Raw genomic sequence first — 25,653 nt, 5'->3', positions numbered from 1 at the left:
GGCCGCCAAGGTGGCCCACACTACTTGAACAGCAACCGCCCCTGCGGCAGGCTTGCACGAAACAAACGACGCTTGTCGGGAGAGAGATACACCATGGCACTCATTAGCATGCGCCAGATGCTGGACCACGCCGCCGAGTTCGGATACGGCGTTCCGGCTTTCAACGTCAACAACCTCGAGCAGATGCGCGCCATCATGGAAGCCGCGGATGCCACCGACTCCCCGGTCATCGTCCAGGCCTCGGCCGGCGCCCGCAAGTACGCCGGTGCCCCGTTCCTGCGTCACCTGATCCTGGCGGCCATCGAAGAGTTCCCGCACATTCCGGTGTGCATGCACCAGGACCACGGCACCAGTCCCGACGTGTGCCAACGTTCCATCCAGCTGGGCTTCAGCTCGGTGATGATGGACGGCTCGCTGAAGGAAGACGGCAAGACCCCGTCCGACTACGACTACAACGTCCGCGTGACCCAGCAGACCGTGGCGTTCGCCCACGCCTGCGGCGTGTCGGTGGAAGGCGAGCTGGGTTGCCTGGGCAGCCTGGAAACCGGCCAGGCCGGTGAAGAAGACGGCGTCGGCGCCGAAGGCATCCTGGACCACAGCCAGATGCTGACCGACCCGGAAGAGGCCGCCGACTTCGTCAAGAAGACCCAGGTCGACGCCCTGGCCATCGCCATCGGCACCAGCCACGGCGCCTACAAGTTCACCAAGCCGCCAACCGGCGACATCCTGGCCATCGACCGCATCAAGGAAATCCACAAGCGCATCCCCAACACCCACCTGGTGATGCACGGTTCGTCCTCGGTGCCGCAAGAGTGGCTGAAGATCATCAACGAATTCGGCGGCGACATCAAAGAGACCTACGGCGTGCCGGTCGAAGAGATCGTCGAAGGCATCAAGTACGGCGTGCGCAAGGTCAACATCGACACCGACCTGCGCCTGGCTTCCACCGGTGCCATTCGCCGCTACATGGCTGCTCACCCGAGCGAGTTCGACCCACGTAAGTTCTTCGCCGAGACTGTGAAGGCCATGCGTGACGTGTGCATCGCCCGTTACGAAGCCTTCGGCACCGCCGGTAACGCCTCGAAGATCAAGCCGATCTCCCTCGAAGGCATGTTCCAGCGCTACGCCAAGGGCGAGCTGGCGGCCAAGGTCAACTGATCCGGCGCCGTTCGACAAGAAAACCCGCAGTCATGCGGGTTTTTTTGTGCCTGCCGATCATGAGCGGCGCTGGCGCAAGGTTCACGCATCGCTCGGAGCGTATCGTGCTTATACCGTTAGTCGGCTAACGTCCCTTCCGATGGCTTATAGCCATCCGTGGGCATTGCGTCTTCGAGGGTCGAGTCTAGAGTAACAATCGGATCCAATCGCGAGTCGCAGTCGGACTTACAAGAGAAGCAGCATGGATGGCGCTTATTCACAAACACCGGAAAGCAGCTCAGTGCTGCTGGTGGTAGACGATTACCCGGAAAATCTCATCAGCATGCGGGCCTTGCTGTCGCGCCAGGATTGGCAGGTGTTGACCGCCAGCTCGGGGACGGAAGCCTTGAGCGCCCTGCTCGAACACGAGGTGGACCTGGTCCTGCTGGATGTACAGATGCCCGAGATGGACGGCTTCGAAGTCGCCCGGCTGATGCGTGGCAGCCAGCGCACGCGGCTGACCCCGATCATCTTCCTCACCGCCAACGAGCAGTCCGACGCCGCTGTGCTCAAGGGCTATGCCAGTGGCGCGGTGGACTATCTGTTCAAACCCTTCGATCCGCAGATCCTCAAGCCCAAGGTCCAGGCGCTGCTCGAGCAGCAGCGCAACCGGCGCATGTTGCAGCGCCTGACCCGTGAGCTGGAGTCGGCGCGGGCATTCAATGCCTCGATCCTGGAAAACGCCGCCGAGGGCATCCTCGTGGTGGATGAGTCGGGCACCATCGGCTTCGCCAACCCTGCCATTTCGCGACTGCTCGATGCCCCTGTGGACAAGTTGCAGGGCGCCCATGTGCTGGAGCTGATCCAGCTGCCCTGCGCCAACCTGTGGCAGGAGTCGGACTTCTATCGGGCTTACCTGGGGCGGCAGATTTTCCGCGTCCACGATGCCCAGCTGCGCACGCTTGGTGGCCAGCTGGTGCCGGTGGCGCTGTCCTGCGCGCCGTTGCCGGCCGAGCAGAAGGCCATGGTGGTGACGGTGCTGGACATGTCGGTGGTGCACAGCCTGCACCAGCAGCTGGAGCATCAGGCGGTGACCGATCCGTTGACTGGCCTGCTCAATCGCCGTGGTTTCTATCAGGCCGCCGAGAGCGTGTTGCTGCGCAGCGAGCGATCTGACAAGGCCCTGGCCCTGATGTACATGGACCTGGACGGCTTCAAGCGGATCAACGACCTGCTCGGCCATGATGCAGGTGACAAGGTGCTGCGCTGGGTGGCCGACCAGCTCAGGGAGTGCCTGGGCAGCGAGGCGCTGCTGGCGCGCATGGGCGGCGACGAGTTCACCGCGTTGTTCGATGGCTTGCCATACCCCGAACAGGCGGGGCGCCATGCCGAGAAGCTGCTGGAGCGGATGTCCAGCTTTCAGCAGGTCGATGGCCTGGACGTCAACCTGGGGGTGAGCATCGGTATCGCCACGTATCCCGATTGCGGCGCCACCGTAGAGGGCTTGCTGCGCGCCGCGGATGCGGCGATGTACGCGGCCAAGCAGGCCGGGCGGCAGCAGTACCGGTTCTATGACCAGGAGCTCAATGGCCGGGCGCGTTCCCGGCTGATGCTCGAGGACAGTGTGCGCACGGCCATCGAGCAGAACGACTTCACGCTGGTCTATCAGCCTCAGGTGGCGTTCGCCGATGGTCGATTGCGTGGTTTCGAAGCCTTGTTGCGCTGGCAGCATCCGAGTGTCGGTGATGTACCGCCTGGATTGTTCATTCCCTTGCTGGAGGAAGCGCGCCTGATCAATCGTCTGGCCAGCTGGATCTACCGCAAAGGCGCAGTGCAGCGCCGGGCCTGGGGCGAGCGCTTCGGCCCGCAACTGGTGCTGGGTATCAGCCTCAGCCGTGCCCAGTTCACCATGCCCGGGCTGGTCGACGAGCTGGCGCGGGTGATCGACGAACACCAGTTGCAGCCAGCCCAACTGGAGGTGGAGGTGGCCGAGACCTCGCTGATGTACAACATCGATGCGGCGGTGAAGCAGCTGCACCGGCTGCGCGAGCTGGGTATCCGCGTGGCACTGGACGACTTCGGCGCCGGTGACTGCTCGCTGCGCATGTTGCGCGACCTGCCCATCGACACCCTCAAGCTCGATCGGCATCTGGTGGCGCGCTTGCCCGGCTCTGCGACGGACATCGCCCTGGCGCGCAGCGTGCTCGGCCTCTGCGCGGCCTACGGCATCACCGTGATCGCCGAAGGCGTGGAGACCCAGGCCCAGGCCGAATGGCTCAAGGACAGCGGTTGCGCGTACGTTCAGGGCTTCCTGGTCGCCCGGCCACTGACCGCCAGCGATGCCGGCAACTTCCCGGCGGTTTTCCCATGGACGCGTTGATTGGCTAAACTCGCGTTTCCTCGTGCCGACCACCTGCCATGACCGCCTTACGCTATCTGCAAGCCTATCCACCGCACCTGCAAGAGCAGGTGCGCCAGATGATCGCCAGTGATCGCCTGGGCGATTACCTGCGCCAGCGCTATCCCGAGCGCCATGCGGTGCAGAACGACAAGGCGCTCTACACCTACGCTCAGGAACTCAAGCAGCAGTACCTGCGCAGCGCGCCGCCGCTGGACAAGGTGCTGTTCGACAACCGCCTGGACCTCACTCACCGGGCCCTCGGCCTGAACACGGCGGTATCGCGGGTGCAGGGCGGCAAGCTCAAGGCAAAGAAGGAGATTCGCGTCGCCTCGCTGTTCAAGGACGCCGCGCCGCAGTTCCTGCGCATGATCGTGGTGCATGAGCTGGCGCACCTGAAGGAGCGCGATCACAACAAGGCCTTCTACCAGCTCTGCCAGCACATGGAGCCGGACTACCATCAACTGGAATTCGACCTGCGCGTCTACCTGACCTATCGGGAGCTGCCGGGCAACACCTGAGGGACAAGCACCCCATGACCACGGAAGTGAGCAAGACCCGCAGCAGTTTCTACCGCCGCCTGTACGTGGCCTGGCTGATCGACAGCCAGACCGCCACCAGCGTGCCGGCGCTGATGGAGGCCACCGGCATGCCTCGGCGCACGGCCCAGGACACCATCGCCGCCCTGGCCGACCTGGATATCGTCTGCGAGTTCGAGCAGCAGGCCGGGGCACGCAACCACGCCGGGCATTACCGCATTCGCGACTGGGGGGCGATCGACAAGCAGTGGATCATCCAGCACCTGCGGCAGATTCGCGATGTGCTGGGGTATCCGTAAGCATCGCGGGGCAAGCCCGCTCCCACGCTGATCGGTGGGAGCGGGCTTGCCCCGCGACAACGTTTTCAGCGTTTGCGCATGCCGATATGTGCAATGTCGTCCTCGAGGTATTCCTCGCCTACCGCTTCGAAGCCATGGCGCGCATAGAACTTCTGCAAATGCGCCTGCGCCGACAGATACACCGGCACCCCGGGCCAGCAATGCCCGGCGGCCTCCAGCCCTTTCATCAGCAACGGATGCCCCAGCTTCAGGTCGCGCGCGGCGGGCGCGGTCACCACACGGCCAATCACCACCTCGCCCTCGTGCGCCTGCGGATCGAGCAGGCGCAGGTAGGCGACCAGGCGCTCGTCCTCCCAGCCCATGAGGTGCAGGGTGTCGCCGCACAGATCCAGCCCGTCGACTTCCTGGTAGGCGCAGCGCTGCTCGACCACGAACACCTCGGTGCGCAGTTGCAGGATGGCGTAGAGTTGTTCCTTGTCGAGGTCGCTGTGGTGCTTGCAGATCCAGTCGATGGACATGGTTGTCGGCTCCTTGGGTTGGCGGTCGATCATCGCAAATCCCGCCGTCGGGCACGAGACTGACCTTGCAACGAAACCTTCGGCCAAAATAGAGGCACATTGACATTATCGTCCGCTGTCGCCGGGAGATGGCTTGTGTAATCTGCAGGATCTGTTGCTTGTAGAGATCGCCAGTCATCAGCGTGGGACCCCAACTGCGAAAGGATTTGAGCATGCGGCCACTGCTTTGCGTTCTTGGATTGCTGGGACTGCTGTGCGCAGGGCCGGCCCTGGCCCACGGTAAGCTGCGGCTGGTGGCCGACAGCTGGCCGCCTTTCACCGACACCGGCATGCCCGGTGGCGGCCTGGCCACCAGTATCGTCACCACCGCGCTCAGCCGCGCGGGCTACGTCGTCGAGTTCGAGGAGGTGCCCTGGGCCAGGGCGCTGATGGGCGTGGGCGAGGGGCGCTACGATGTGCTGATCAACGCCTGGTACAACGATGAGCGCAAACGGATCGGGCAGTTCTCCGCGCCCTATCTGGTCAACCGCATCCGTCTGCTCAAGCGCCAGGACGAGTCATTCACCTATCAGCGCCAGTCCGATCTCTACCCCTACACCATTGCCGTGGTGCGTGATTACGCCTACTCGCCGGCGTTCGACAGCGACGAGCGGCTGAACAAGGTGCCGGTACGCAACTTCTCGTCGGCGGTGCGCATGCTGGCGGCCGGCCGGGTGAACCTGGCGGTGGAGGACGAGTACGTGGCGCGCTACAACCTGCAGCGCGAGCCGCAGGAGGTGCGGGAGGGGGTGGCTTTCGTCGATCCGCCGCTCAGTGAGAACAACCTGCACATCCTGGTAAGCCTCAAGCACCCGGAGCACCGCAAGATCGTGGCCCGCTTCGAGAAGGCCATCGCCGCGATGAAGGCCGACGGCAGCTACGACCGCCTGTTGCGCCAGCATGGTTTCTGATCGCGGGGCAAGCCCGCTCCCACGTTCCGCGATCAGGTGGGTTGACCTTCCTTGATCAGATGCCCGGCCAAGGTCCGCAATGACCCCAACTGGCGGCAGATCAGCGCCAGCTGCGACTGCACCAGCCGCTGGTGCTCGTCCAGCTCCTCGGGCATCTGTTCCAGGGCATTGGCCAGCGCTTCCTCGGCATCGCTGTGGATCGCCACCGGCAAGCGTGCCGCCAGGCCGTTGGCGATTTCGTCCAGGCTCGTGGCCAGGGTCTTTCCGGCGCCATCGATCAATTGCTCATGGACCTCTGCCGGCAATGCCGTGTCGCGGTGGGCGCCCAGCCCGGACAGATAGCTGAGCAAGGTGTGCGACAAGACCAGGAAGCGGAAGCCGACATCGGCCTCCTTACGGAAGTGCCCAGGCTCCATCAGCATGTTGGCCAGGGTGGTGGACAGTGCCGCGTCGGCGTTGTGCGCGTTGCGCCGGGCCAGGCGGTAGGCCAGGTCGTCGCGTTTGCCGTGGGCGTACTGCTGCATGATCTGGCGCAGGTATTCGCTGGCGCAGGCCAGGGTGTTGGCCAGCACCCTGTTCAACCGTCGGCCCTGCCAGTCGGGCAGGAACAGGAACACCGCCAGGATCGCGATCAGGCTGCCGACCAAGGTATCGAACAGGCGCGGCAGGAACAGGCCGTAGCCGTCGCCGATCTGGTTGAAGCAGAACAGCACCATCAGGGTGATCGCTGCCGTGGCCAGGGTGTAGCGGGTGGTGCGGTTGACGAAGAACACCACCCCGGCGACCACCGCGAAGGTCGACTGGACCAGTGGGTTGGGGAACAGGTCGAACAGCGCCCAGCCCACGGTCAGGCCGATGGCGGTACCGATGATCCGCTGCACCAGCTTGCGCCGGGTGGCGCCATAGCTGGGCTGGCAGACGAACAGGGTGGTGAGGATGATCCAGTAGCCTTGCTTCGGATGGATCAGGTGCACCATGCCATAGCCCACCACCAGCGCCAGTGGCAGGCGCAGGGCGTGGCGGAACAGCAGCGAGGTGGGCGTGAGCTGGGTGCGCAGGCGCTTCCAGACATCCTTGATGTTGCGTGGCGAGCGGTCGAGCAGGCTGCTGTCGCTGGCGTCGGCCAGGCTGTCGGGGTTGCTGGCGGCGCTCAGCAGGCGGTCCAGTGTGGCCAGGTTGGCGGCCAGCGCGCGTAGCGAGCGCAGCAGGCTGCGCCAGGCCGGGTTGTTCTGGCTGCGCAGGTGCTCCAGTGAGGCATTGAGGTCTTCCAGGGCCTCGGGGTAGCCGCTGGCCAGGACGAACGGTTGGCGCAGGCGGATCGAGCGCGCCAGTTCCTGACAGGAGGATCCTTGCTTGCGCAGTAGGCGCTGGCAGCGGAACATCACGTCGCTGTGGAAAAAGGCATCGGTGAGGGCGTTGTACGGGTAGTGCGAGGCGCTGACCCGCTCGTGGATGTCCTGGGCCAGGAAATAGAGCTTGAGGTAACGGCTGACCTTGGAGTTGGGCTGGCTGTTGCCGACCCGGTGCAGAATGATTTCCTTGGCGGCGTTGAGCGCGGCCACCACCTTGCCGTTCTGCTTGGCCAGTTCCAGGCGGGTGGCCTCGACGTCGAGGGTGCGGACCGGCTCGAACAGACTGGCCTTGAGCTTGAGATAGCTGCCCAGCTCGTAGAACAGCCTGGCCAGGCTCTGCTGCACCGGCTGGTTGGAAAACAATGCTTGCCACAGCACCGACAGCAGGCCATACCAGGCGGCGCCAGCCACCAGCAGCAAGGGTTCGTGCCAGAAGTCGCTGACCTCGCCGCCGCGCTGGTCCACGCCGATCATGGTGTAGACCGAGAGGATCAGCGTGGCCGAGGCGATTGCGCCATAGCGTTCGCCCAGCGCGCCGAGCATGGTCAGCGAGAAGGCCGCCAGGGCCAGCGCGATGACGAAGATCCAGGGATAGGGGAACAGCAGTTCCACCGATAGCGCGGCGATGGCGAAACACACCAGGGTGACGGCCAGGGCGCTCAGGCGGCCCTGCCAGCCATCGTCGGTCTCGGCCAGGGCGCTGGCGATGATGCCGAGGAATAGCGGGATCAGCAGGCTCATCTCGTTCTGGTACCAGCACCAGGCCATGCTGCCGGTGAGGGCGATGGTCACGCGGATGGCGTAGCTGAACTTGTCTTGGCCCCACAGGCGACGCAATGAATGGCGGAACGAGCTCGATGACATGATGGCCCTGGGCTGAGATCGGTTGAATACCTTTGAGGCCGTCTGGGGCCGCTGTGCGGCCCTTTCGCGACACAAGGCCGCTCCTACAGGAGATCGCGTCCCTCTGCAGGAGCGGCCTTGTGTCGCGAAAGGGCTGCGCAGCAGCCCCGAACAATGGCGCTCCAGCACAGACCAGCAAGAAGCGTTCCGTGCTGCTGAATGGATTCTACTCTACACGAACTGCGCCGCCGCGTTGGCCGATGCCCAGGCCCACTGGAAGTTGAAACCGCCCAGGTGCCCACTCACATCCAGCACCTCGCCGATGAAGTACAGCCCTGGGGTTTTCAGCGATTCCATGGTCTTGGACGACACCTCGCGGGTGTCTACGCCACCGAGGGTCACCTCGGCGGTGCGATAGCCTTCGGTGCCCGCCGGCACCACCTGCCAGGCTGACAGTTGCTCGGCGATCTGGGTCAATTCTGCCGGTGTGTACTGCTTCAAGGGTTTCGAAACGAACCACTGCTCGGCCAGCAGGTTGGCCAGCTTGCGGGTGAACACCTCGCCCAGCACGGTCTTCAGCTCGCTGTTGGGGCGCTCGACCTGCTGGCCCTGCAGCCACTCCAGCGCGTCGCGATCGGGCAGCAGGTTGATCTCCACGGTATCGCCGGCCTCCCAGAACGACGAGATCTGCAGGATCGCCGGGCCGCTCAGGCCGCGGTGGGTGAACAGCAGGTTCTCGCGAAAGCTGGTGCCATTGCAGCTGGCGACGCAGTCCAGCGAGGTGCCCGACAGCTCGGTGCACAGTGCCTTGAGCTGGGGCTCGGTGATGGTGAACGGCACCAGACCGGCGCGGGTCGGCAGCAGCTCATGGCCGAACTGACGGGCCACCTGGTAGCCGAACCCAGTGGCGCCGAGTGTCGGGATCGACAGGCCGCCGGTGGCGATCACCAGCGACTGGCAGGCGAACGGACCGGCGCTGGTCTGCAGGGTGTAGCCGCCCTCGGTCTTGTCGATGCGTTCGATGCTGGTGTTCATGCGCAGCTCGGCGCCGGCCTCGTCGCACTCGGCCAGGAGCATGTCGAGGATGTCGCTGGACTTGTTGTCGCAGAACAGCTGGCCGAGCTTCTTCTCGTGGTACGGCACGCCGTGCTTGCGCACCAGCTCGATGAAGTCCCACTGGGTGTAGCGGGCCAGCGCCGACTTGCAGAAGTGCGGGTTGTGCGAGAGGAAGTTGGCAGGCTCGGTGTACATGTTGGTGAAATTGCAGCGCCCGCCGCCGGACATGAGGATCTTCTTGCCGGGCTTGTTGGCGTGGTCGAGCAGCAGCACCCGGCGCCCGCGGCGGGCGCTGAGCTGGGCGCACATCAGGCCGGCGGCGCCGGCGCCGAGGATGATCACGTCGGTGGAGTGCACGAAATTACCTCTTGGAGAGTCTGGGGCTGCTGTGCAGCCCATCGCGACACAAGGCCGCTCCCACAGGGAACCGTGTACACAGGGCCTTGTGGGAGCGGCCTTGCGTCGCGAAAGGGCCGCAAGGCGGCCCCAAAATAGGTCAGACGATACGGACTTTCAGGGCACGACCCTTGATCTTGCCGCTGTTCAGCCGCTGCATGGCCTGCTTGGCCACCGCCCGCTCCACGGCCACGAACGCCACGAAATCGAAGATGGCGATCTTGCCCACCTGCTTGCCCGGCAGCCCGGCATCGCCGGTCAGTGCGCCGAGGATGTCGCCCGGGCGCAGCTTGTCCTTGCGCCCGGCGCCGATGCACAGGGTGGTCATCGGCGGCAGCAGCGGCTCGCCGCCCTTGCTCTTGAGATTGTCCAGCTGCTCCCAGCGCAGCGGCTTGTTCTGCAGGTCCTCGATGGCCTGGGCGCGGTGGCCCTCGGCCGGCGCCACCAGGCTGATCGCCACGCCTTTCTCGCCGGCGCGGCCGGTACGGCCGACGCGGTGCACGTGGATCTCGGCGTCACGGGCCAGCTCGACGTTGATCACCAGGTCCAGGCCGTCGATGTCCAGGCCGCGTGCGGCCACGTCGGTGGCCACCAGCACCGAGCTGCTGCGGTTGGCGAACAGGGTCAGGACCTGGTCGCGGTCACGCTGCTCCAGGTCGCCGTGCAGGGCCTGGGCGACGATGCCCTTGGCGGTCAGGTGGGTGACCAGGTCCTCGCACTGCTGCTTGGTGAAGCAGAACGCCACGCAGGACTGCGGACGGTAGTGGCCGAGCACACGGGTCACCGCTTCCAGGCGCTGCTGCGGGTCGATCTCGATGAAGCGCTGCTCGATCTGGCTGTCGCTGTGCAGCGCCTCGACCTTGACCTGCTGCGGCTGGCGCATGAAGTCCTTGGCCAGTTGCTCGATACCGGTCGGGTAGGTGGCGGAGAACAGCAGGGTCTGGCGGCGCGACGGGGTCTTGCCGATGATGCTGGCGATGGCGTCGAAGAAGCCCATGTCGAGCATGCGGTCGGCTTCGTCCAGTACCAGGGTGTTGAGCCCGTCGAGCACCAGGGTGCCCTTGTCCAGGTGCTGCTGGATGCGCCCCGGGGTGCCGACGATGATGTGCGCGCCGTGCTCCAGCGAAGCGATCTGCGGGCCGAGCGAGACGCCGCCGCACAGGGTGAGGATCTTGATGTTGTCCTCGGCGCGGGCCAGGCGACGCAGCTCCTTGGCCACCTGGTCGGCAAGCTCCCGGGTCGGGCACAGCACCAGGGCCTGGCAGCCGAAATAGCGCGGGTTGATAGGGTTGAGCAGGCCGATGCCGAAGGCGGCGGTCTTGCCGCTGCCGGTCTTGGCCTGGGCGATCAGGTCCTGGCCCTTGAGGATGACCGGCAGGCTCTGGGCCTGGATCGGTGTCATCGAGGCGTAGCCCAGGGCGTCCAGGTTGGCCAGCATGGCGGCGGACAGCGGTAGGGTGGCAAAGGCGGTGGTTTCAACGGTCACGAGGCGGGCCTGCGGCTGAAGCGAAAAATGTCGCACAGTCTACCAGCCTCGTGGCCATTCGCCCTACGACTCCACGTGATGTTCCGGACGACGGGCGCGCCTTCCGTCTGTCGGAGACAGCTGAAGGAAGATCGCCGCCGCCAGCATGGCCATCACGCCGATGGTGACGAAGGTCAGCTGGAACGCACCCAATGTGCTCTGCACGCCCTCGGCACTGCCGGCTGCGGTGAAACCGCCCAGCAACGCGCCGGCGCAGGCCACGCCCAGGCTCAGCGACAGCTGCGCGACCACCGACAGCAGGCTGTTGCCGCTGCTGGCGCTGGCATCGTCCAGGTCGATCAGGGTCACCGTGTTCATCGCCGTGAACTGCATCGAGTTCACCGCCCCCAGCAACGCCAACTGCACCAGCAGCAGGGCATAGGGCGTGTGCTCGTCGACCAGCCCCAGGCTGGCCAGCAGGATGCCCAGCAGCAGGGTGTTGCCGGTGAGCACGATGCGATAGCCCAGGCGCTCGATCAAGGGGCGGGCGATGGACTTGGCGACCATCGCCGCCGCCGCCAGGGGGATCATGCTCATGCCGGCCTGGGATGGCGAGTAGCCCAGCGCCACCTGCAGCAGCAATGGCACCAGGAAGGGTAGGGCGCCGCTGCCCAGGCGGGCGAACAGGTTGCCGAGGATGCCGATGGCGAAGGTCCGCACGCGGAACAGCGACGGTGAGAACAAAGGCTCCGGGTCACGCCCGGCGCGCAGCCAGTAGGCGGCCAGGCAGGCCATGCCGGCGAACAGCAACAGCATCACCCGCAGGTGTGGCAGGTGCAGTTCGCCCAGGCCTTCCATGGCGATGGTGATCAGCACCATCGCCGCGCCGAACAGCAGGAAGCCCGGGCCATCGAAGCTGGTGCGTTCGGCGCCGCGCAGGTCGGGGATGAACTTCCATACCGCGTAGCAGCCCAGCGCGCCCACCGGCAGGTTGATCAGGAAGATCCAGTGCCAGCTGAGGATTTCGACCAGCCAGCCGCCCAGGGTCGGGCCGAGCAAAGGCCCGAGCAGGCCGGGGATGGTGATGAAGCTCATGATCCGCACCAGCTCCGAGCGCGGATAGGCGCGCAGCACCACCAGCCGCCCGACCGGCAGCATCAGCGCGCCGCCCAGGCCCTGGATCACCCGGGCGAGGATCAGCATGCCCAGGCTGTTGGCCATGGCGCACAAGAGCGAGCCGAAGCTGAACAGCAGGATGGCGCTGAAGAAGATGCGCTTGGTGCCGAAGCGGTCGGCGATCCAGCCCGAGGCCGGGATCAGCAGGGCCACGGTGAGCATGTAGGCGATGATCACCCCCTGCATGCGCAGCGGGTCCTCGGCCAGGGAGCGGGCCATGGCCGGCAGCGCGGTGTTGAGGATGGTGCCGTCGAGCGACTGCATGAAGAAGGCGATGGCCACCACCCAGGGAATCCAGCGGGCGGTGACGGGGTCCAGCGGGGCACGGTCGGGCATGGGTTACCTCAATGTCCTGTGTTGCCTGGGCCGGCCTCATCGCCGGCAAGCCGGCTCCCACAGGGGCAGCGCATGCCGGCTGCTGTGGGAGCTGGCTTGCCAGCGATGAGGCCAGTCCTGCCGATCACAATGTCAGGGTCAGCCCTTTGACCAACGCCCCCGGCAGATGACTCGACCCGGTGCTGCGCTGCCCGTAGGTGCTGGTCGAGAGGATCATCTCCCGTTCCTGGGTCAGGTCCTCCAGCTGGCTGCCCAGCAGGCTGTACAGGCTGTCGTCGAAGCGCATGGTGCTCACCGGCCCCTGGATCTGGCCGTTTTCCACCCAGAACGTGGCGAAGCGGGTCAGCCCGGTCATGCGTGCGGCGGGCAGGTCCGAGTAGTTCAGGTACCACAGGTTGCTGATGTACAGCCCGGTGCCCAGGCGCTCGAGGATCTGCGCGCTAGGCAGGTTGCCCGGCGCCAGGCTCAGTGCGCACGGCGATTCGTAGCTGTCGGCGCCATTGGCCTGAAGTGTGAACTCGGCGGCGCTGCGAGCGCTGACCAGACGCTCGCGTGCCAGGCCCTGGCCAATCAGCAGCAGGTCGCGGCGCGGCGAGCCCTCGTCGGAGAACGTCGGGCTCAACGAGCCGCTGACCTGTTCGCTGAAACTCACCAATGAGCTCAGTCGTGCATCGCCGTTATACAGGCGTTGTAGCGGGCTGTTCCCTGTGGCCAGGGCCTGGGCGGAGAAACCACCCCAGCAGAGCATGCCAGCAATCTCGTCCATCGCCGCTGGCGCCAGGTAGGCACGGTAGCTGCCGGGCTTGAGGGTGACGGCCGGGCGGCCCAGGTGTTCGAGCTGTTCGCGGGCCTGGCGCAGGCGCGCGGCGAATGTTTCGCCGCTCCAGGACTGCCCGGCATAGTTGGCCTTGACCGCCTGGCCGTTGGCGTGGAACAGGCTCCAGTCGAAGTTGAAACTGTTGGCCTGGTGCCAGCCGAAGGCCCCGAAGGAACTGGCGAAGCCCCGGCAGATGGGGCCGGCGGCGTAGATGCCGACCAGGTCCAGGTCGCCGGCCTCGTGTTCGACCAGGGTCAGCACGTCATCCAGCTCGGGCAGTGGCTGCTCCAGCAGACTGTGGCTGCGCCAAGCGCTCTGATCGAGGCTCAGGTACGGGTCGACCGGCAGCAACGGCAGGGTCTGACGCAGTTGCCCGAGGCCGTCGTGCAGGCGCTGGCGATCCAGCTCGGCGTCATCGCCCAGGGTGATGTGCTGCTCGGCCTGGCGGCCGTCGCGGATCAATCGCAACTGCACGCTGGCCTGGGCGACCAACCCGGCCTGGCGCACCTTGGCATGGTTGAAGCGTACAAACTGCGAATGCTCGGCGTTGTAGCCGAGGGTGAACTGCTCCTCGGGCAGCACCGCGTCGCGAAGGGCGCCAAGCAGGTCCTCGAAGCGTTGTTGATACGTGCTCATCAGGCGTCTCCCCCGAATACGTCGATCTGGCGGAACACGCAGGCGGGCGATGCGTGACCGACCCGCACCACCTGGTTGGGCTCGCCCTTGCCGCAGTTGGGCGTGCCGAGCACCTGGAAGGTGCTGCTGTCGCCCACGGCCGAGAGGTTGCGCCAGAAGTCGGCTGATATGCCCCGGTAGTTTGGGTTCTTCACCACGCCCTTGAGTTCGCCGTTTTCGATCAACTGCCCCCACTCGCAGCCAAACTGGAACTTGTTGCGTGCATCGTCGATGGACCAGGAGCGGTTGGTGCGCATCAGGATGCCGTGCTCGATGCCACTGACCAGTTGCTCGAGCGACTGGTCGCCCGGCTCGATGTTGAGGTTGGCCATGCGGTCGATCGGCGCGCGGTTCCAGTTGCAGGCGCGACTGTTGGCCACGCCGTCCAGCCCCGAGCGCAGCTGCGACAGCGCACCGCCGAGGGGGCGAACCAGCAGGCCGTCGCGGATCAGGAACTGCTTGCTGGCCGGGGTGCCGTCGTCATCGAAGCTGTAGCTGGCCAGCTCCTCGCGAAGGGTCGGGTCGAAGGTCACGTTGAGCAGCTTCGAGCCGTACTGCAGATGGCCGAAGTCGCTGGCTTTGACGAAGCTGGTGCCGGCGTAGTTGCGCTCATCGCCCAGGATGCGGTCCAGCTCCAGCGGGTGGCCGATGGATTCGTGGATCTGCAGCATCATCTGGTCGGGCATCAGCAGCAGGTCGCGCCGGCCGCTCGGGGTGTTGGGCGCCAGCAGCAGCTGCAGCGCCTCGTCGGCCACGCGCCGGGCCGCGCCGACCAGGCCGCAGCGCTCGATCACCTCGAAGCCGCCTTGCTGGCCGAAGTTCTCCCGGCCCAGGCTACGGCTCTGGCTGTCCTGGCCGTCGCTGGCGGTGACGCCCAGGCCCGGGTAGACGAAGCGCTGGGCATGGCGCAGCTCGGCGCCGGCGGAGTTCAGGTAGGTCTGCTCGACCACGCTGATGCCCAGGCTCGCCTGCCAGTCCACCAGGCGTTCGTCTCGGGGCACGCTGGCCGATTCGGCGGCCAGCAGGTCCAGGCAGTCGGCGAGGTTGGGCAGGGGCTGTTCGAAATTGGGCGAGACATGGTCGTGGTGCCCGCTCGGGGCCGGTTGGCCGCTCAGGTCGAGCAGGCTGCTGGCCTTGATCCGCCGGGCCAGCGCCTCGGCCTGCTCCAGGGCGCGTTGCAGCCCGGCTTGCGAGAGGTCGGCGGTGGCCGCATAGGCCTCGACGCCATCGACCCGCACGGTGAGCATGGCGCCTTCGTCCTGGCTGAAGAAGGGCGGCTCGGCGACGTTGCGCCGTACCGACAGTGACTGATGCGATTGCTTCACATGGCGAAGCGAGAACAGTTCGGCCGTGCTGCGCAGCGCGTTGAAGCGCTGGCGCAGCAGGGTGCTGGAGTCGAACATCGGAAACCTCCGTGTGTGCGGTGGTTCCCCCCTAGAACCACCCCTCTTGCATGGCGAGGCAGGTGTCGTCGTGGGCCTCGAGCAAAGCGAGGTCATTATGGCAGCCCGGCACTTCCCAGGTGAGGAAATAACGCGCGGCCTGGAGCTTGCCCAGGTAGAAGTCGCGGTCGCTGCCCTTGAGCAGGCCGACCTCGGCATGGATGGCCTGCTCCAGCCAGCGCCAGCCGATCACGCAGTGGCCGAACACCTTGAGGTACAGCGCCGAGTTGGCCAGCGCGCCGGCGACCTTGCCGGCGGCCAGGTCGCCGAGCAGGGCGAGGGTCACGCTCTGCAGGCGGTTGACCAGGTGCTCCAGGGGCTGGCGCAACGGATCGAGGTTCGGGTGATGGCTGGCGCGCTCGCAGGTGCCGGCGATCAGGCGGATCAGTTGCTTGAGCCCGGCACCGTTGTTCTGCGCCAGCTTGCGCCCGAGCAGATCGAGGGACTGGATGCCCTCGGTACCCTCGTGGATCGGGTTGAGGCGGTTATCGCGGTAGTACTGCTCGACCGGGTACTCGCGGGTGTAGCCGTGGCCGCCAAGGATCTGGATCGCCAGTTCGTTGGCCTTCAGGCAATACGCCGAGGGCCAGGACTTGACGATGGGCGTGAGCAGGTCGAGCAGTTCCAGGGCCTGCCGGCGCGCGTCTGCATCCGCTGCGGTGTGGGTGTCGTCGAACAGCCGGGCCGCGTACAAGCCAAGGTCGAAGGCACCCTCCACGTAGGCCTTCTGTGCCAGCAGCATGCGCTTCACGTCGCTGTGCTCGACGATCGGCACGGCGGGGCTCTGCGGGTCCTTGTTGTCCGGTAGGCGGCCTTGTGGACGTTGACGGGCGTATTCCAGTGAATACAGGTAACCGGCGTAGCCGAGCATCACCGCGCCCATGCCGACGCCGATACGCGCCTCGTTCATCATCTGGAACATGCAAGCCAGGCCCTGGTGCGGCTGGCCCACCAGGTAGCCGACGCACTGGCCGTTGTCACCGAAGTTCAGCGCCGTGGAGGTGGTGCCGCGCCAGCCCATCTTGTGGAACAGCCCGGCCAGCAGCACATCGTTGCGCGGGCCCAGGCTGCCGTCGGTGTTGACCAGGTACTTGGGCACGATGAACAGCGAGATGCCCTTCACCCCAGGCGGCGCGTCCGGCAGCTTGGCCAGGACCATATGCACGATGTTCTCCGACAGTTCGTGATCGCCGCCGGAGATGAAGATCTTGTTGCCCTTGAGCCGGTAGGTGCCGTCGCCTGCGGGTTCGGCGCGGGTGCGGATATCGGCAAGGGAAGAGCCGGCATGGGGCTCGGTCAGGGCCATGGTGCCGAAGTAGCGGCCCTCGATCATCGGTTGCAGGAACAGGCGCTGCTGTTCGTCACTGCCGAAGCTCTCGATCAGGTTGGCCGCACCCATGGTCAGGAACGGGTAGGCCGTGGTGCCGGCGTTGGCGGCCTGGAAATGGGCGAAGCAGGCTTGCGACACCAGGCTTGGCAGCTGCATGCCGCCGACTTCGAAGTCGCGGTTGGCGTTTAGGAAGCCCGCTTCGAGGAAAGCGTCCACCGCCGGCTTCACTTCCGGAATCAACTCTGCGCGACCGTCCACGTAGCGCGGCTCGTTTTCATCGCCCTTGCGGTTGTGCGGGGCGAAGTACTTCTCGGCGATGGTGCGGGCGGTGCTCAGCGCGGCGTCGAAGGTCTCGCGGCTGTGTTCGGCGAAGCGCGGGCGCTGGGTCAGGGCCTCGGCGTCGAGGACTTCGTAGAGTTCGAAGGCGAGGTTGCGGCTGCTGAGGAGTTGCTCGGACATGGCGGCATTCCTGGTTCGGGATGCAGCGAGTCTAGGCAAGGTGATGGGGCAGGGGACAGGTTAATTGGTTTGGGTGATATGGGTTTAGAAGGCAGCGTTTTCGGGGGGGATTGGGTGAGGACTGCCAGGTGTTCGTCGAGAGTTCTTCAGCGCCTGTGAGATCGAGCGCCGCCCGCGCGGCGCATCGCGACGCAAGGCCGCTCCTACATCTGTTTCGGGCCAATGAGTCCTGTGAAAGTACCGCTGCCCGCCTTGGCGCATGCCTTGAACCATGTGGGGCGGCAGCAACGCCCACGCTGAAATTGTGTCGAGCCAACAAGGCGGACCAGGTAATGGCACAGGAGAGACTGGCCCGAAACAAATGTAGGAGCGGCCTTGCGTCGCGATGCGCCGCGCGGGCGGCGCTCGATTTCAAACGCGCTGCAAGGCTTTCGCCCAGCGCTTGGACGCCCTCATGCGATCGTAGCTATGGACCTGGAAACGCTGGATCTAAGGGTTACCTCCGTCGCGTTTCCTACGTAAATCCCGAGACTTCCCCTATTCCATGTAGTCCATTTCCCAAACATACTTCTGCCCCCTTTCAAGCCATTGCGGTGCTCTGGGTTGGCCTCTAGTCTCGGACGGTCGCTGCACAATCAGCGACCGACTTTGACAGGTCGATTATCAAGAGCTTACTCAACGGCTTTGCCCTTTATGGCGGCTGTATGTGGGGCACTTCGCGTGCGCCGGGGTTTTGCTCTTGCTGACCGGTCTGTCAACCCATGTACAGCTGCCACCTTCTTGTTTGACAGCAACGGGTGGTGGTCCCACTTGATCAGCAAGAGGTAGCTATGTTGAAGATTGTCCCCGATCCACCCCACAACCCTCATTCCCTTGAAGACACCCTCATCCAGGCCACCGAATACGCCCTGTGCGCCTTGACCGTGGCCCATCACGCCGTACAGCTCAAACCCAGGTCGCCGGCTGCCGTGTTGATGATGGCGTCGATGCATGAAATGGAGTCGCTGCGTGTGTTGCTTGAAGCGGCATTGATCCAGGTGCAGATGCCGGCGCAGGCGCCGACGTTGCACTAGGCCGCGAGGCATGTGTTGCCTGGTCGGGCCCTTTCGCGGGTAAACCCGCTCCCACAGGTTCATCTGTGCCTTGGAGCCTGCGCCGTACCTGTGGGAGCGGGCTTGCCCGCGAAGAGGCCCGCACAGGCACCAACCATTTCAGGGAGAATAATCATGACCACAGAAGACACCCACACCACTGTCGGCAAGACCAAGTTCTACCAGGGCGAAGGCCAGACCGACCCGCTGTTCTGCATCGAACCCGGCATCCCCTGCCAGCACGCCCGCGACCAGGCCTCGGAGCTGATGGGCTGCGTACGCGACCTTGGCATGAAGCACTGAGACTGGTGCTGCCAGTGCCGGCCTCTTCGCGGGCAAGCCCTACGGGGGCTTGAAGATGATGAAAAACCTGTAGGAGCGGCCTTGTGTCGCGATGGGCTGCGCAGCAGCCCCGGGATTTCAGCGTTGTTGCAAAGATCGCCGGGGCCGCTTTGCGGCCCTTTCGCGACGCAAGGCCGCTCCTACAGAGGGCGCACCAAGTTGAGAAATCTCAGCAAGACAGTTGCTCCCACAAAAAAGGAGAGCCTGAGCTCTCCTTTTCCGTTCAACGACTGTCAGCGTCAGCCGATGGTCATCAGGCTGGCGTTACCGCCTGCCGCTGCGGTGTTAACACTCACCGCCCGCTCGATCACCAGGCGCTCCAGGGCGATCTGGTGATCGCCGCTCGACAGCCCATGCACACCGACGATCGCGCCGGCACGCTTGGCCACCTGCTCGCAGACGCCGCGCAGCTGGTCGGAGTGACCGTGGTGGATGACCGCGTCGAACGCCACGTCGTCCTTGCTCCAGTCGGCCACCAGCTTGATCTTCGCTTGCAGCTCCTTCGGCAGACGGCCGCGCACGGTCTTGGCCGGCTCGCCGTCCTGGAACACCGCCGAGCTACCCACGGCCAGTACCGCCGCCAGCTGGGCCAGCAGGTCGGCCTCGTTGTCGGCCAGGCACAGCACGTGTTCGCGCGGCAGCACGCTGTAGGTGTTGCGCTCGCCGGTCGGGCCTGGCAGCACGCGGGTGATGCCGCTCTGCGACTGCTCGGCGAACTGCTCGCACAGCGCGGCCAGGTCGCTCATCTGGCTGCTGGCCGCCCAGGTCTTGAGGGTGGTCAGCGGCTTGAGCTGCAGGTCGCGCAGGGTGGTGTCGGCCTGGCTGCGCGCATCGTCGGCCTGGAAGTGACGGGCGATGGCGTCGGCCGGGCGGGTCGACAGCAGGCGGTACAGGTACAGCGGGCCGCCGGCTTTCGGGCCGGTGCCCGACAGGCCTTCACCACCGAACGGCTGCACACCGACCACGGCGCCGACGATGTTGCGGTTGACGTACATGTTGCCGGCGTTGACGTTGTCCACCACCTTGGCGATGGTCTCGTCGATGCGGGTGTGCACGCCCAGGGTCAGGCCGTAGCCGGAAGCGTTGATCTGCTCGATCAGCTGGTCCAGGTCCTTGCGGTTGTAGCGCACCACGTGCAGCACCGGGCCGAAGATTTCGCGCTTGAGCTCGTCGAAGCTTTCCAGCTCGATCAGGGTCGGCATCACGAAGGTGCCGCGCTTGATCTCTTCGCCCTCGGCGATGGCCACCTGGTAGACGGTGCGGCCTTTGTCGCGCATGCCCTGGATATGCTTCTCGATGCCGGCCTTGGCTTCGGCGTCGATCACCGGGCCGATGTCCACGGACAGGCGCTCAGGGTTGCCCAGGCGGCTTTCGGCCATGGCACCTTTGAGCATTTCGATCACGCGGTCGGCGGAGTCTTCCTGCAGGCACAGCACGCGCAGGGCCGAGCAACGCTGGCCGGCGCTGTCGAAGGCCGAGGAGACCACGTCGATCACCACCTGCTCGGTCAGCGCCGAGGAGTCGACGATCATGGCGTTCTGGCCGCCGGTCTCGGCGATCAGCGGGATCGGACGGCCCTGGTTGTCCAGGCGCCCGGCGATGTTGCGTTGCAGCAGGCGGGCGACCTCGGTGGAACCGGTGAACATCACGCCCTTGACGCGTTCGTCACCGACCAGGCCGGCCCCGACGGTTTCACCCTGGCCTGGCAGCAGTTGCAGCACGCCTTCGGGGATGCCGGCTTCCAGCAGCAGGCGCACGGCCTGGGCGGCGACCAGCGGGGTCTGTTCGGCTGGCTTGGCCAGTACCGGGTTGCCGGCGGCGAGGGCCGCGGCGACCTGGCCGGAGAAGATCGCCAGCGGGAAGTTCCACGGGCTGATGCACACCACCGGGCCCAGTGGGCGGCAGCTGTCGTTGCGCAGATCGTTGCGTGCCTGCACCGCGTAGTAGCGCAGGAAGTCCACGGCCTCGCGCACCTCGGCGATGGCGTTGGCGAAGGTCTTGCCGGCTTCGCGCACCAGCAGGCCCATCAGCGGCTGGATGTCGGCTTCCATCAGGTCGGCGGCGCGTTCGAGGATCGCGGCGCGCTCGGCCGGCGGGGTGGCCTGCCAGATCGGCGCGGCGTTCAGCGCGCACTGGATGGCGTTGTCGACGTCGGCGACGGTGGCTTCCTGCACGTGACCCACGACATCGCGGTGGTCGGCTGGGTTGAGCACCGGCGCGGCCGGCTGCTCGCTGGCGGCGCAGGCCAGCAGCGGGGTGGCTTTCCAGTCGTTGTGGGCGGTGGCCAGCAGGGCGCAGGACAGCGACGCCAGGCGGTGCTCGTTGGCCATGTCGATGCCGGCCGAGTTGGCCCGATCGCTGCCGTACAGATCACGCGGCATCGGGATGCGCGGATGTGGCAGGCCGATGCTGCCTTCCTGGGTGCCCATGCGCTCGATGCTGGCGACCGGGTCGGCGACCAGCTCCTGGATGGAGATCGAGTGGTCGGCGATGCGGTTGACGAACGAGGTGTTGGCGCCGTTTTCCAGCAGGCGGCGGACCAGGTAGGCCAGCAGGGTTTCGTGGGTGCCGACCGGCGCGTACACACGGCACGGACGGTTCAGTTTGCCCTCGGAGACCTTGCCCACGACTTGCTCGTACAGCGGTTCGCCCATGCCGTGCAGGCACTGGAACTCGTACTGGCCCGGGTAGTAGTTCTGCCCGGCGATGGTGTAGATGGCCGACAGGGTGTGGGCGTTGTGGGTGGCGAACTGCGGGTAGATGGCTTCTGGCACGGCCAGCAGCTTGCGGGCGCAGGCGACGTAGGACACGTCGGTGTACACCTTGCGGGTGTAGACCGGATAGCCTTCCAGGCCCTCGACCTGGGCGCGCTTGATCTCGCTGTCCCAGTAGGCGCCCTTCACCAGGCGGATCATAAGGCGGTGGCGGCTGCGCTTGGCCAGGTCGATGACGTAGTCGATCACGTACGGGCAGCGCTTCTGGTAGGCCTGGATGACGAAACCGATGCCGTTCCAGCCGGCCAGCGACGGCTCGAAGCACAGGCGTTCGAGCAGGTCCAGCGACAGCTCCAGGCGGTCGGCTTCCTCGGCGTCGATGTTCAGGCCGATGTCGTACTGTTTGGCCAGCAAAGTCAGCGACAGCAGGCGCGGGTACAGCTCGCTCATCACGCGCTCGTACTGGGCGCGGCTGTAGCGCGGGTGCAGGGCCGAGAGCTTGATCGAGATGCCCGGGCCTTCATAGATGCCACGGCCATGCGAGGCCTTGCCGATCGAGTGGATCGCCTGCTCGTAGGAGGCCAGGTACTTCTGTGCGTCGTGCTCGGTCAGGGCGGCTTCGCCGAGCATGTCGTAGCTGTAGCGGAAGCCCTTGGATTCGAACTTGCTGGCATTGGCCAGGGCCTCGGCGATGGTCTCGCCGGTGACGAACTGCTCGCCCATCAGGCGCATCGCCATGTCGACGCCCTTGCGGATCATCGGCTCGCCGCTCTTGCCGATGATGCGGGTGAGCGAGGAGGTCAGGCCGGATTCGTTGTGGGTGCTGACCAGCTTGCCGGTCAGCAGCAGGCCCCAGGTGGCGGCGTTGACGAACAGCGACGGGCTGTTGCCCAGGTGCGGCTGCCAGTTGCCGGTGCTGATCTTGTCGCGGATCAGCGCGTCACGGGTGCCCTTGTCAGGGATGCGCAGCAGGGCTTCGGCCAGGCACATCAGCGCCACGCCTTCCTGGGACGACAGCGAGAACTCCTGCAGCAGGCCCTGGACGATGCCGGCGCGCCCGCCAGCGCTCTTCTGGTTGCGCAGCTTGTCGGCCAGGCTTGCGGCCAGCTTGTTGGTGGCTTCGGCCTGGGCGGCCGGCAGGCGCGCCTGCTCCAGCAGCATCGGCACCACTTCCTGCTCGGGGCGGCGGTAGGCGGCGGTGATCGCCGAGCGCAGCACCGACTGCGGCAGGATGCTTTCGGCGAATTCCAGGAAGCACTGATGGGCGTGGTCGGCGGCGACTTCGCCGGCGTCGTCGCCCGCGGCGGCATGGCCGTTGAGGTCGTTCAGGGTGGCGCCACCCTCGAGCTTCTCGAGATAGTTGAAGATCGCTTGCTTGATCAACCAGTGCGGCGTGCGGTCGATGGACTGCGCAGCTGCTTTGAGTCGCTCACGGGTCGGGTCGTCGAGTTTGACCCCAAGGGTGGTCGTCGCCATTTCTTATCCTCGTTATTGGCCACGGGTGTGGCCTAAGCTGGCGGCAAGATTAGCTGTAGGAGAATTCGGGTGCAACCGGGTGCAACCCGAAATTACCAGGGTAAAGGTGCAACTCGTCTGAAGGATATTTCCGTACCGCTGAAATGGTCGTTCTTGGTGCTTTTTCTTATGGAAAAGGCTGTGTTTGCTCCGAAAAGGAGCAAAAAGTGAGCTTTATCCGAAAATCCACAGCGGGGTGCAACTTGCAAATGAAAAATGGTTGCACCTCGTTCATGTTGTTGCATAGGATGCGCCGCCTGGGTGCAACCGTCGTCACACGCGGTGGTCGCAAGAGATAAAAACAACGCCAGGGCACAACTCATGGGCAATCCACTAACGATCACCTTCGTGGTCTACATTGCGGCAATGGTGCTGATCGGCTTCGCCGCCTATCGCTCCACCAAGAACCTTTCCGACTACATTCTCGGCGGCCGTAGCCTCGGCAGCGTGGTTACCGCGCTTTCCGCCGGCGCATCGGACATGAGCGGCTGGCTGTTGATGGGCCTGCCGGGCGCCATCTACTTCGCGGGCCTTTCCGAGGCCTGGATCGCCATCGGCCTGACCGTCGGCGCCTACCTGAACTGGCTGTTCGTCGCTGGCCGTCTGCGGGTGCAGACCGAGCACAATGGCGATGCCCTGACCTTGCCGGACTACTTCTCCAGCCGCTTCGAAGACCAGACCGGTCTGCTGCGGATCATCTCGGCGATCGTCATCCTGGTGTTCTTCACCATCTACTGCGCCTCCGGCATCGTCGCCGGCGCCCGCCTGTTCGAAAGCACCTTCGGCATGTCCTATGAGACCGCGCTGTGGGCCGGTGCCGCCGCGACCATCGCCTACACCTTCGTCGGTGGTTTCCTGGCGGTGAGCTGGACCGACACCGTGCAGGCCTCGCTGATGATCTTCGCGCTGATCCTGACGCCGATCATCGTGCTGATCTCCACCGGTGGCTTCGACACCACCTTCATGGCCATCGAGGCGGTGAACCCGGCGCACTTCGACATGTTCAAGGGCGCGACCTTCATCGGCATCATCTCGCTGATGGGCTGGGGCCTGGGCTACTTCGGCCAGCCGCACATCCTGGCGCGCTTCATGGCCGCCGATTCGGTCAAGTCGATCGCCAATGCCCGCCGCATCTCCATGACCTGGATGATCCTGTGCCTGGGCGGTACCTGTGCCGTCGGCTTCTTCGGCATCGCCTACTTCTCGGCGCACCCTGATCTGGCCGGTCCGGTCACCGAAAACCACGAGCGCGTGTTCATCGAACTGGCCAAGATCCTGTTCAACCCGTGGATCGCCGGTGTGCTGCTGTCGGCCATCCTGGCGGCGGTGATGAGCACCCTGAGCTGCCAGCTGCTGGTGTGCTCCAGCGCCCTGACCGAGGACTTCTACAAGTCGTTCCTGCGCAAGAACGCCTCGCAGACGGAGCTGGTCTGGGTCGGTCGCCTGATGGTCCTGGCCGTTGCCCTGATCGCCATCGCCATGGCTTCCAACCCTGAAAACCGTGTGCTGGGCCTGGTGGCCTACGCCTGGGCCGGCTTCGGTGCCGCCTTCGGTCCGGTGGTGCTGATCTCGGTGCTGTGGAAGGGCATGACCCGCAACGGCGCCCTGGCCGGTATCGTGGTCGGCGCGCTGACCGTGATCCTGTGGAAGAACTACGTGGGCCTGGGTCTGTACGAGATCATCCCAGGCTTCCTGTTCGCCAGCATCGCGATCTTCGTGGTGAGCAAGCTGGGCAAACCGTCCGGCAGCATGGTTTCGCGTTTTGAAACCGCTGATGCGGCGTACCACGCCGACAAGTAACGCCTGCTGGACCGGCGTCTGCTTTTTCGCGGGTAAACCCGCTCCCACAGGTCTTTCACTGGCCTTGTGGGAGCGGGTTTACCCGCGAATGCTTTAACACCGACCGCCGCACCTGACGACTCCCTCGCGACAAGGTAAACTTGTCGCCCCCGCAGGAGTCCTCATGAACTATCGTCACGCCTTCCACGCCGGCAATCATGCCGACGTCCTCAAGCATATCGTGCTCACCCGCCTCATCGCCCTGATGTCGCGCAAGGAGCAGCCGTTCGCCTACATCGATACCCATGCCGGCCTGGGCCTCTATGACCTGCAGGGCGACCAGGCGAGCCGTACCGGCGAATACCTGGAGGGCGTGGCTCGCCTGTGGAACCGCGACGACCTGCCGGGAGCGACCGCCGACTACCTGCGCATCATCAAGCGCCTGAACCAGGATGGCGAGCTGCGGTACTACCCGGGCTCGCCGGAGCTGGCGCGCCGCCTGATGCGTCAGCAGGACCGGGCCCTGCTCAACGAGAAGCACCCTGAAGATGGGGCATTGCTCAAGGACAACATGAAGAAGGATCCGCGGGTCACCGTGCACCTGGGCGAAGGCTGGCACATTCCGCGGGCCCTGCTGCCGGTGCAGGAAAAGCGCGCGATCATGCTGATCGACCCGCCGTTCGAGCAGGCCGACGAGCTCAAGCGCTGCTGTGTGGCGATGAAGGAGGCGATCGGTCGCATGCGCCAGACCGTCGCGGCCATCTGGTACCCGATCAAGGATCAGCGGTCGCTGACCCGTTTCTATCAGGACCTGACCAGCACCGGCGCGCCGAAGCTGCTGCGGGTCGAGCTTTACGTGCACCATCAGGACAGCCCGCAGGGCCTGAACGGTTCGGGCCTGGCCATCGCCAACCCGCCGTGGGGCCTGGAAGACGAACTCAAGACGTTGCTGCCGTGGCTGGCCAAGGAACTGGCGCAGACCGCCGGCAGCTTCCGCATGGACTGGCTGATCGCCGAGTAAGCC

The 25,653-nt window shown here is 65.4% G+C and carries 17 protein-coding genes and 1 pseudogene; 9 read left to right on the top strand and 9 right to left on the bottom strand.

Going from position 1 to position 25,653, the window contains the following annotated elements; translation table 11 throughout:
* Positions 1–93 precede the first annotated feature (93 nt).
* The 4 genes from fba (at position 94) to N7422_RS18945 (ending at position 4,373) form a co-directional block, all read left to right on the top strand.
* A complete protein-coding gene (gene fba, locus N7422_RS18960) occupies positions 94–1,158 on the top strand; it encodes a class II fructose-bisphosphate aldolase (protein WP_279807960.1) in 1,065 nt (354 codons plus the stop codon).
* Positions 1,159–1,399: 241 nt separating this feature from the next.
* Positions 1,400–3,517, top strand: a complete 2,118-nt coding sequence (locus tag N7422_RS18955) for an EAL domain-containing protein (protein ID WP_279807958.1) — start codon at positions 1,400–1,402, stop codon at positions 3,515–3,517.
* Positions 3,518–3,555: 38 nt separating this feature from the next.
* Complete coding sequence (locus N7422_RS18950) at positions 3,556–4,056, top strand: M48 family metallopeptidase (protein ID WP_279807957.1); 501 nt, start codon at positions 3,556–3,558, stop codon at positions 4,054–4,056.
* A 14-nt stretch (positions 4,057–4,070) separates the two neighbouring features.
* Positions 4,071–4,373 carry a winged helix-turn-helix domain-containing protein gene (locus tag N7422_RS18945; protein WP_217852246.1) on the top strand — a complete coding sequence of 101 codons (303 nt, stop codon included), beginning with the start codon at positions 4,071–4,073 and terminating at the stop codon, positions 4,371–4,373.
* Between the two features lie 65 nt (positions 4,374–4,438).
* Here N7422_RS18945 and N7422_RS18940 read toward each other — a convergent pair whose 3' ends face one another.
* Entirely contained in the window at positions 4,439–4,891 is a 453-nt protein-coding gene (locus tag N7422_RS18940) for a GNAT family N-acetyltransferase (protein ID WP_279807956.1), read from the bottom strand.
* A 212-nt stretch (positions 4,892–5,103) separates the two neighbouring features.
* On the opposite strand from N7422_RS18940, the gene N7422_RS18935 reads away from it, so the two are divergent.
* A complete protein-coding gene (locus tag N7422_RS18935; RefSeq protein WP_279807955.1) occupies positions 5,104–5,841 on the top strand; it encodes a transporter substrate-binding domain-containing protein in 738 nt (245 codons plus the stop codon).
* 32 nt (positions 5,842–5,873) lie between these two features.
* On the opposite strand, the gene yccS is transcribed toward N7422_RS18935, so the two are convergent.
* The 7 genes from yccS to N7422_RS18900 all read right to left on the bottom strand — a co-directional run bounded on the left by yccS (position 5,874) and on the right by N7422_RS18900 (position 17,188).
* Positions 5,874–8,057: a YccS family putative transporter gene (gene yccS / locus N7422_RS18930; protein ID WP_279807954.1), complete on the bottom strand. Its 2,184-nt coding sequence runs from the start codon at positions 8,055–8,057 to the stop codon at positions 5,874–5,876.
* A 210-nt stretch (positions 8,058–8,267) separates the two neighbouring features.
* On the bottom strand, positions 8,268–9,449 hold the full coding sequence (locus tag N7422_RS18925) for an NAD(P)/FAD-dependent oxidoreductase (protein WP_279807953.1): 1,182 nt from the start codon (positions 9,447–9,449) through the stop codon (positions 8,268–8,270).
* Between the two features lie 139 nt (positions 9,450–9,588).
* Positions 9,589–10,926 (bottom strand): ATP-dependent RNA helicase DbpA, encoded by a 1,338-nt coding sequence (gene dbpA / locus N7422_RS18920; RefSeq protein WP_279808036.1) that lies wholly within the window; start codon positions 10,924–10,926, stop codon positions 9,589–9,591.
* 111 nt (positions 10,927–11,037) lie between these two features.
* Positions 11,038–12,465, bottom strand: coding sequence for a multidrug transporter subunit MdtD (mdtD, locus tag N7422_RS18915; RefSeq protein ID WP_279807952.1), 1,428 nt, complete (start codon positions 12,463–12,465; stop codon positions 11,038–11,040).
* A 124-nt stretch (positions 12,466–12,589) separates the two neighbouring features.
* A complete protein-coding gene (locus N7422_RS18910; protein ID WP_279807951.1) occupies positions 12,590–13,918 on the bottom strand; it encodes a TldD/PmbA family protein in 1,329 nt (442 codons plus the stop codon).
* A complete protein-coding gene (locus N7422_RS18905) occupies positions 13,918–15,360 on the bottom strand; it encodes a TldD/PmbA family protein (RefSeq protein ID WP_279807950.1) in 1,443 nt (480 codons plus the stop codon). The genes N7422_RS18910 and N7422_RS18905 overlap by 1 nt, the downstream gene beginning before the upstream one ends.
* Before the next feature lie 31 nt (positions 15,361–15,391).
* Positions 15,392–17,188, bottom strand: a complete 1,797-nt coding sequence (locus N7422_RS18900) for an acyl-CoA dehydrogenase (protein ID WP_279807949.1) — start codon at positions 17,186–17,188, stop codon at positions 15,392–15,394.
* A gap of 830 nt (positions 17,189–18,018) precedes the next feature.
* Between N7422_RS18900 and N7422_RS18895 the strand changes: the two genes are divergently transcribed.
* Together N7422_RS18895 and N7422_RS18890 are read left to right on the top strand one after the other, a co-directional pair.
* A complete protein-coding gene (locus N7422_RS18895) occupies positions 18,019–18,261 on the top strand; it encodes a hypothetical protein (protein ID WP_046854291.1) in 243 nt (80 codons plus the stop codon).
* Between the two features lie 153 nt (positions 18,262–18,414).
* Positions 18,415–18,567, top strand: a pseudogene (locus tag N7422_RS18890) (DUF3077 domain-containing protein); the annotation flags it as partial.
* Between the two features lie 293 nt (positions 18,568–18,860).
* On the opposite strand, the gene putA reads toward N7422_RS18890, so the two are convergent.
* The gene (gene putA / locus N7422_RS18885; RefSeq protein WP_279807948.1) at positions 18,861–22,811 is read right to left on the bottom strand and encodes a trifunctional transcriptional regulator/proline dehydrogenase/L-glutamate gamma-semialdehyde dehydrogenase; all 3,951 of its coding nucleotides are present in this window, start codon (positions 22,809–22,811) and stop codon (positions 18,861–18,863) included.
* Between the two features lie 360 nt (positions 22,812–23,171).
* Here putA and putP point away from each other — a divergent pair, with 360 nt between their 5' ends.
* Together putP and rlmJ are read left to right on the top strand one after the other, a co-directional pair.
* Positions 23,172–24,650 carry a sodium/proline symporter PutP gene (putP, locus tag N7422_RS18880; protein ID WP_279807947.1) on the top strand — a complete coding sequence of 493 codons (1,479 nt, stop codon included), beginning with the start codon at positions 23,172–23,174 and terminating at the stop codon, positions 24,648–24,650.
* A 163-nt stretch (positions 24,651–24,813) separates the two neighbouring features.
* A complete protein-coding gene (gene rlmJ / locus N7422_RS18875) occupies positions 24,814–25,650 on the top strand; it encodes a 23S rRNA (adenine(2030)-N(6))-methyltransferase RlmJ (protein ID WP_279807946.1) in 837 nt (278 codons plus the stop codon).
* The last annotated feature ends 3 nt before the right edge of the window (positions 25,651–25,653 follow it).

The organism is Pseudomonas sp. GD04091 (genome assembly GCF_029836165.1).
GTDB lineage: Bacteria > Pseudomonadota > Gammaproteobacteria > Pseudomonadales > Pseudomonadaceae > Aquipseudomonas.
The sequence above is the reverse complement of the archived record's forward strand: the minus strand, read 5'-3'. Positions and strand labels throughout refer to the sequence as shown.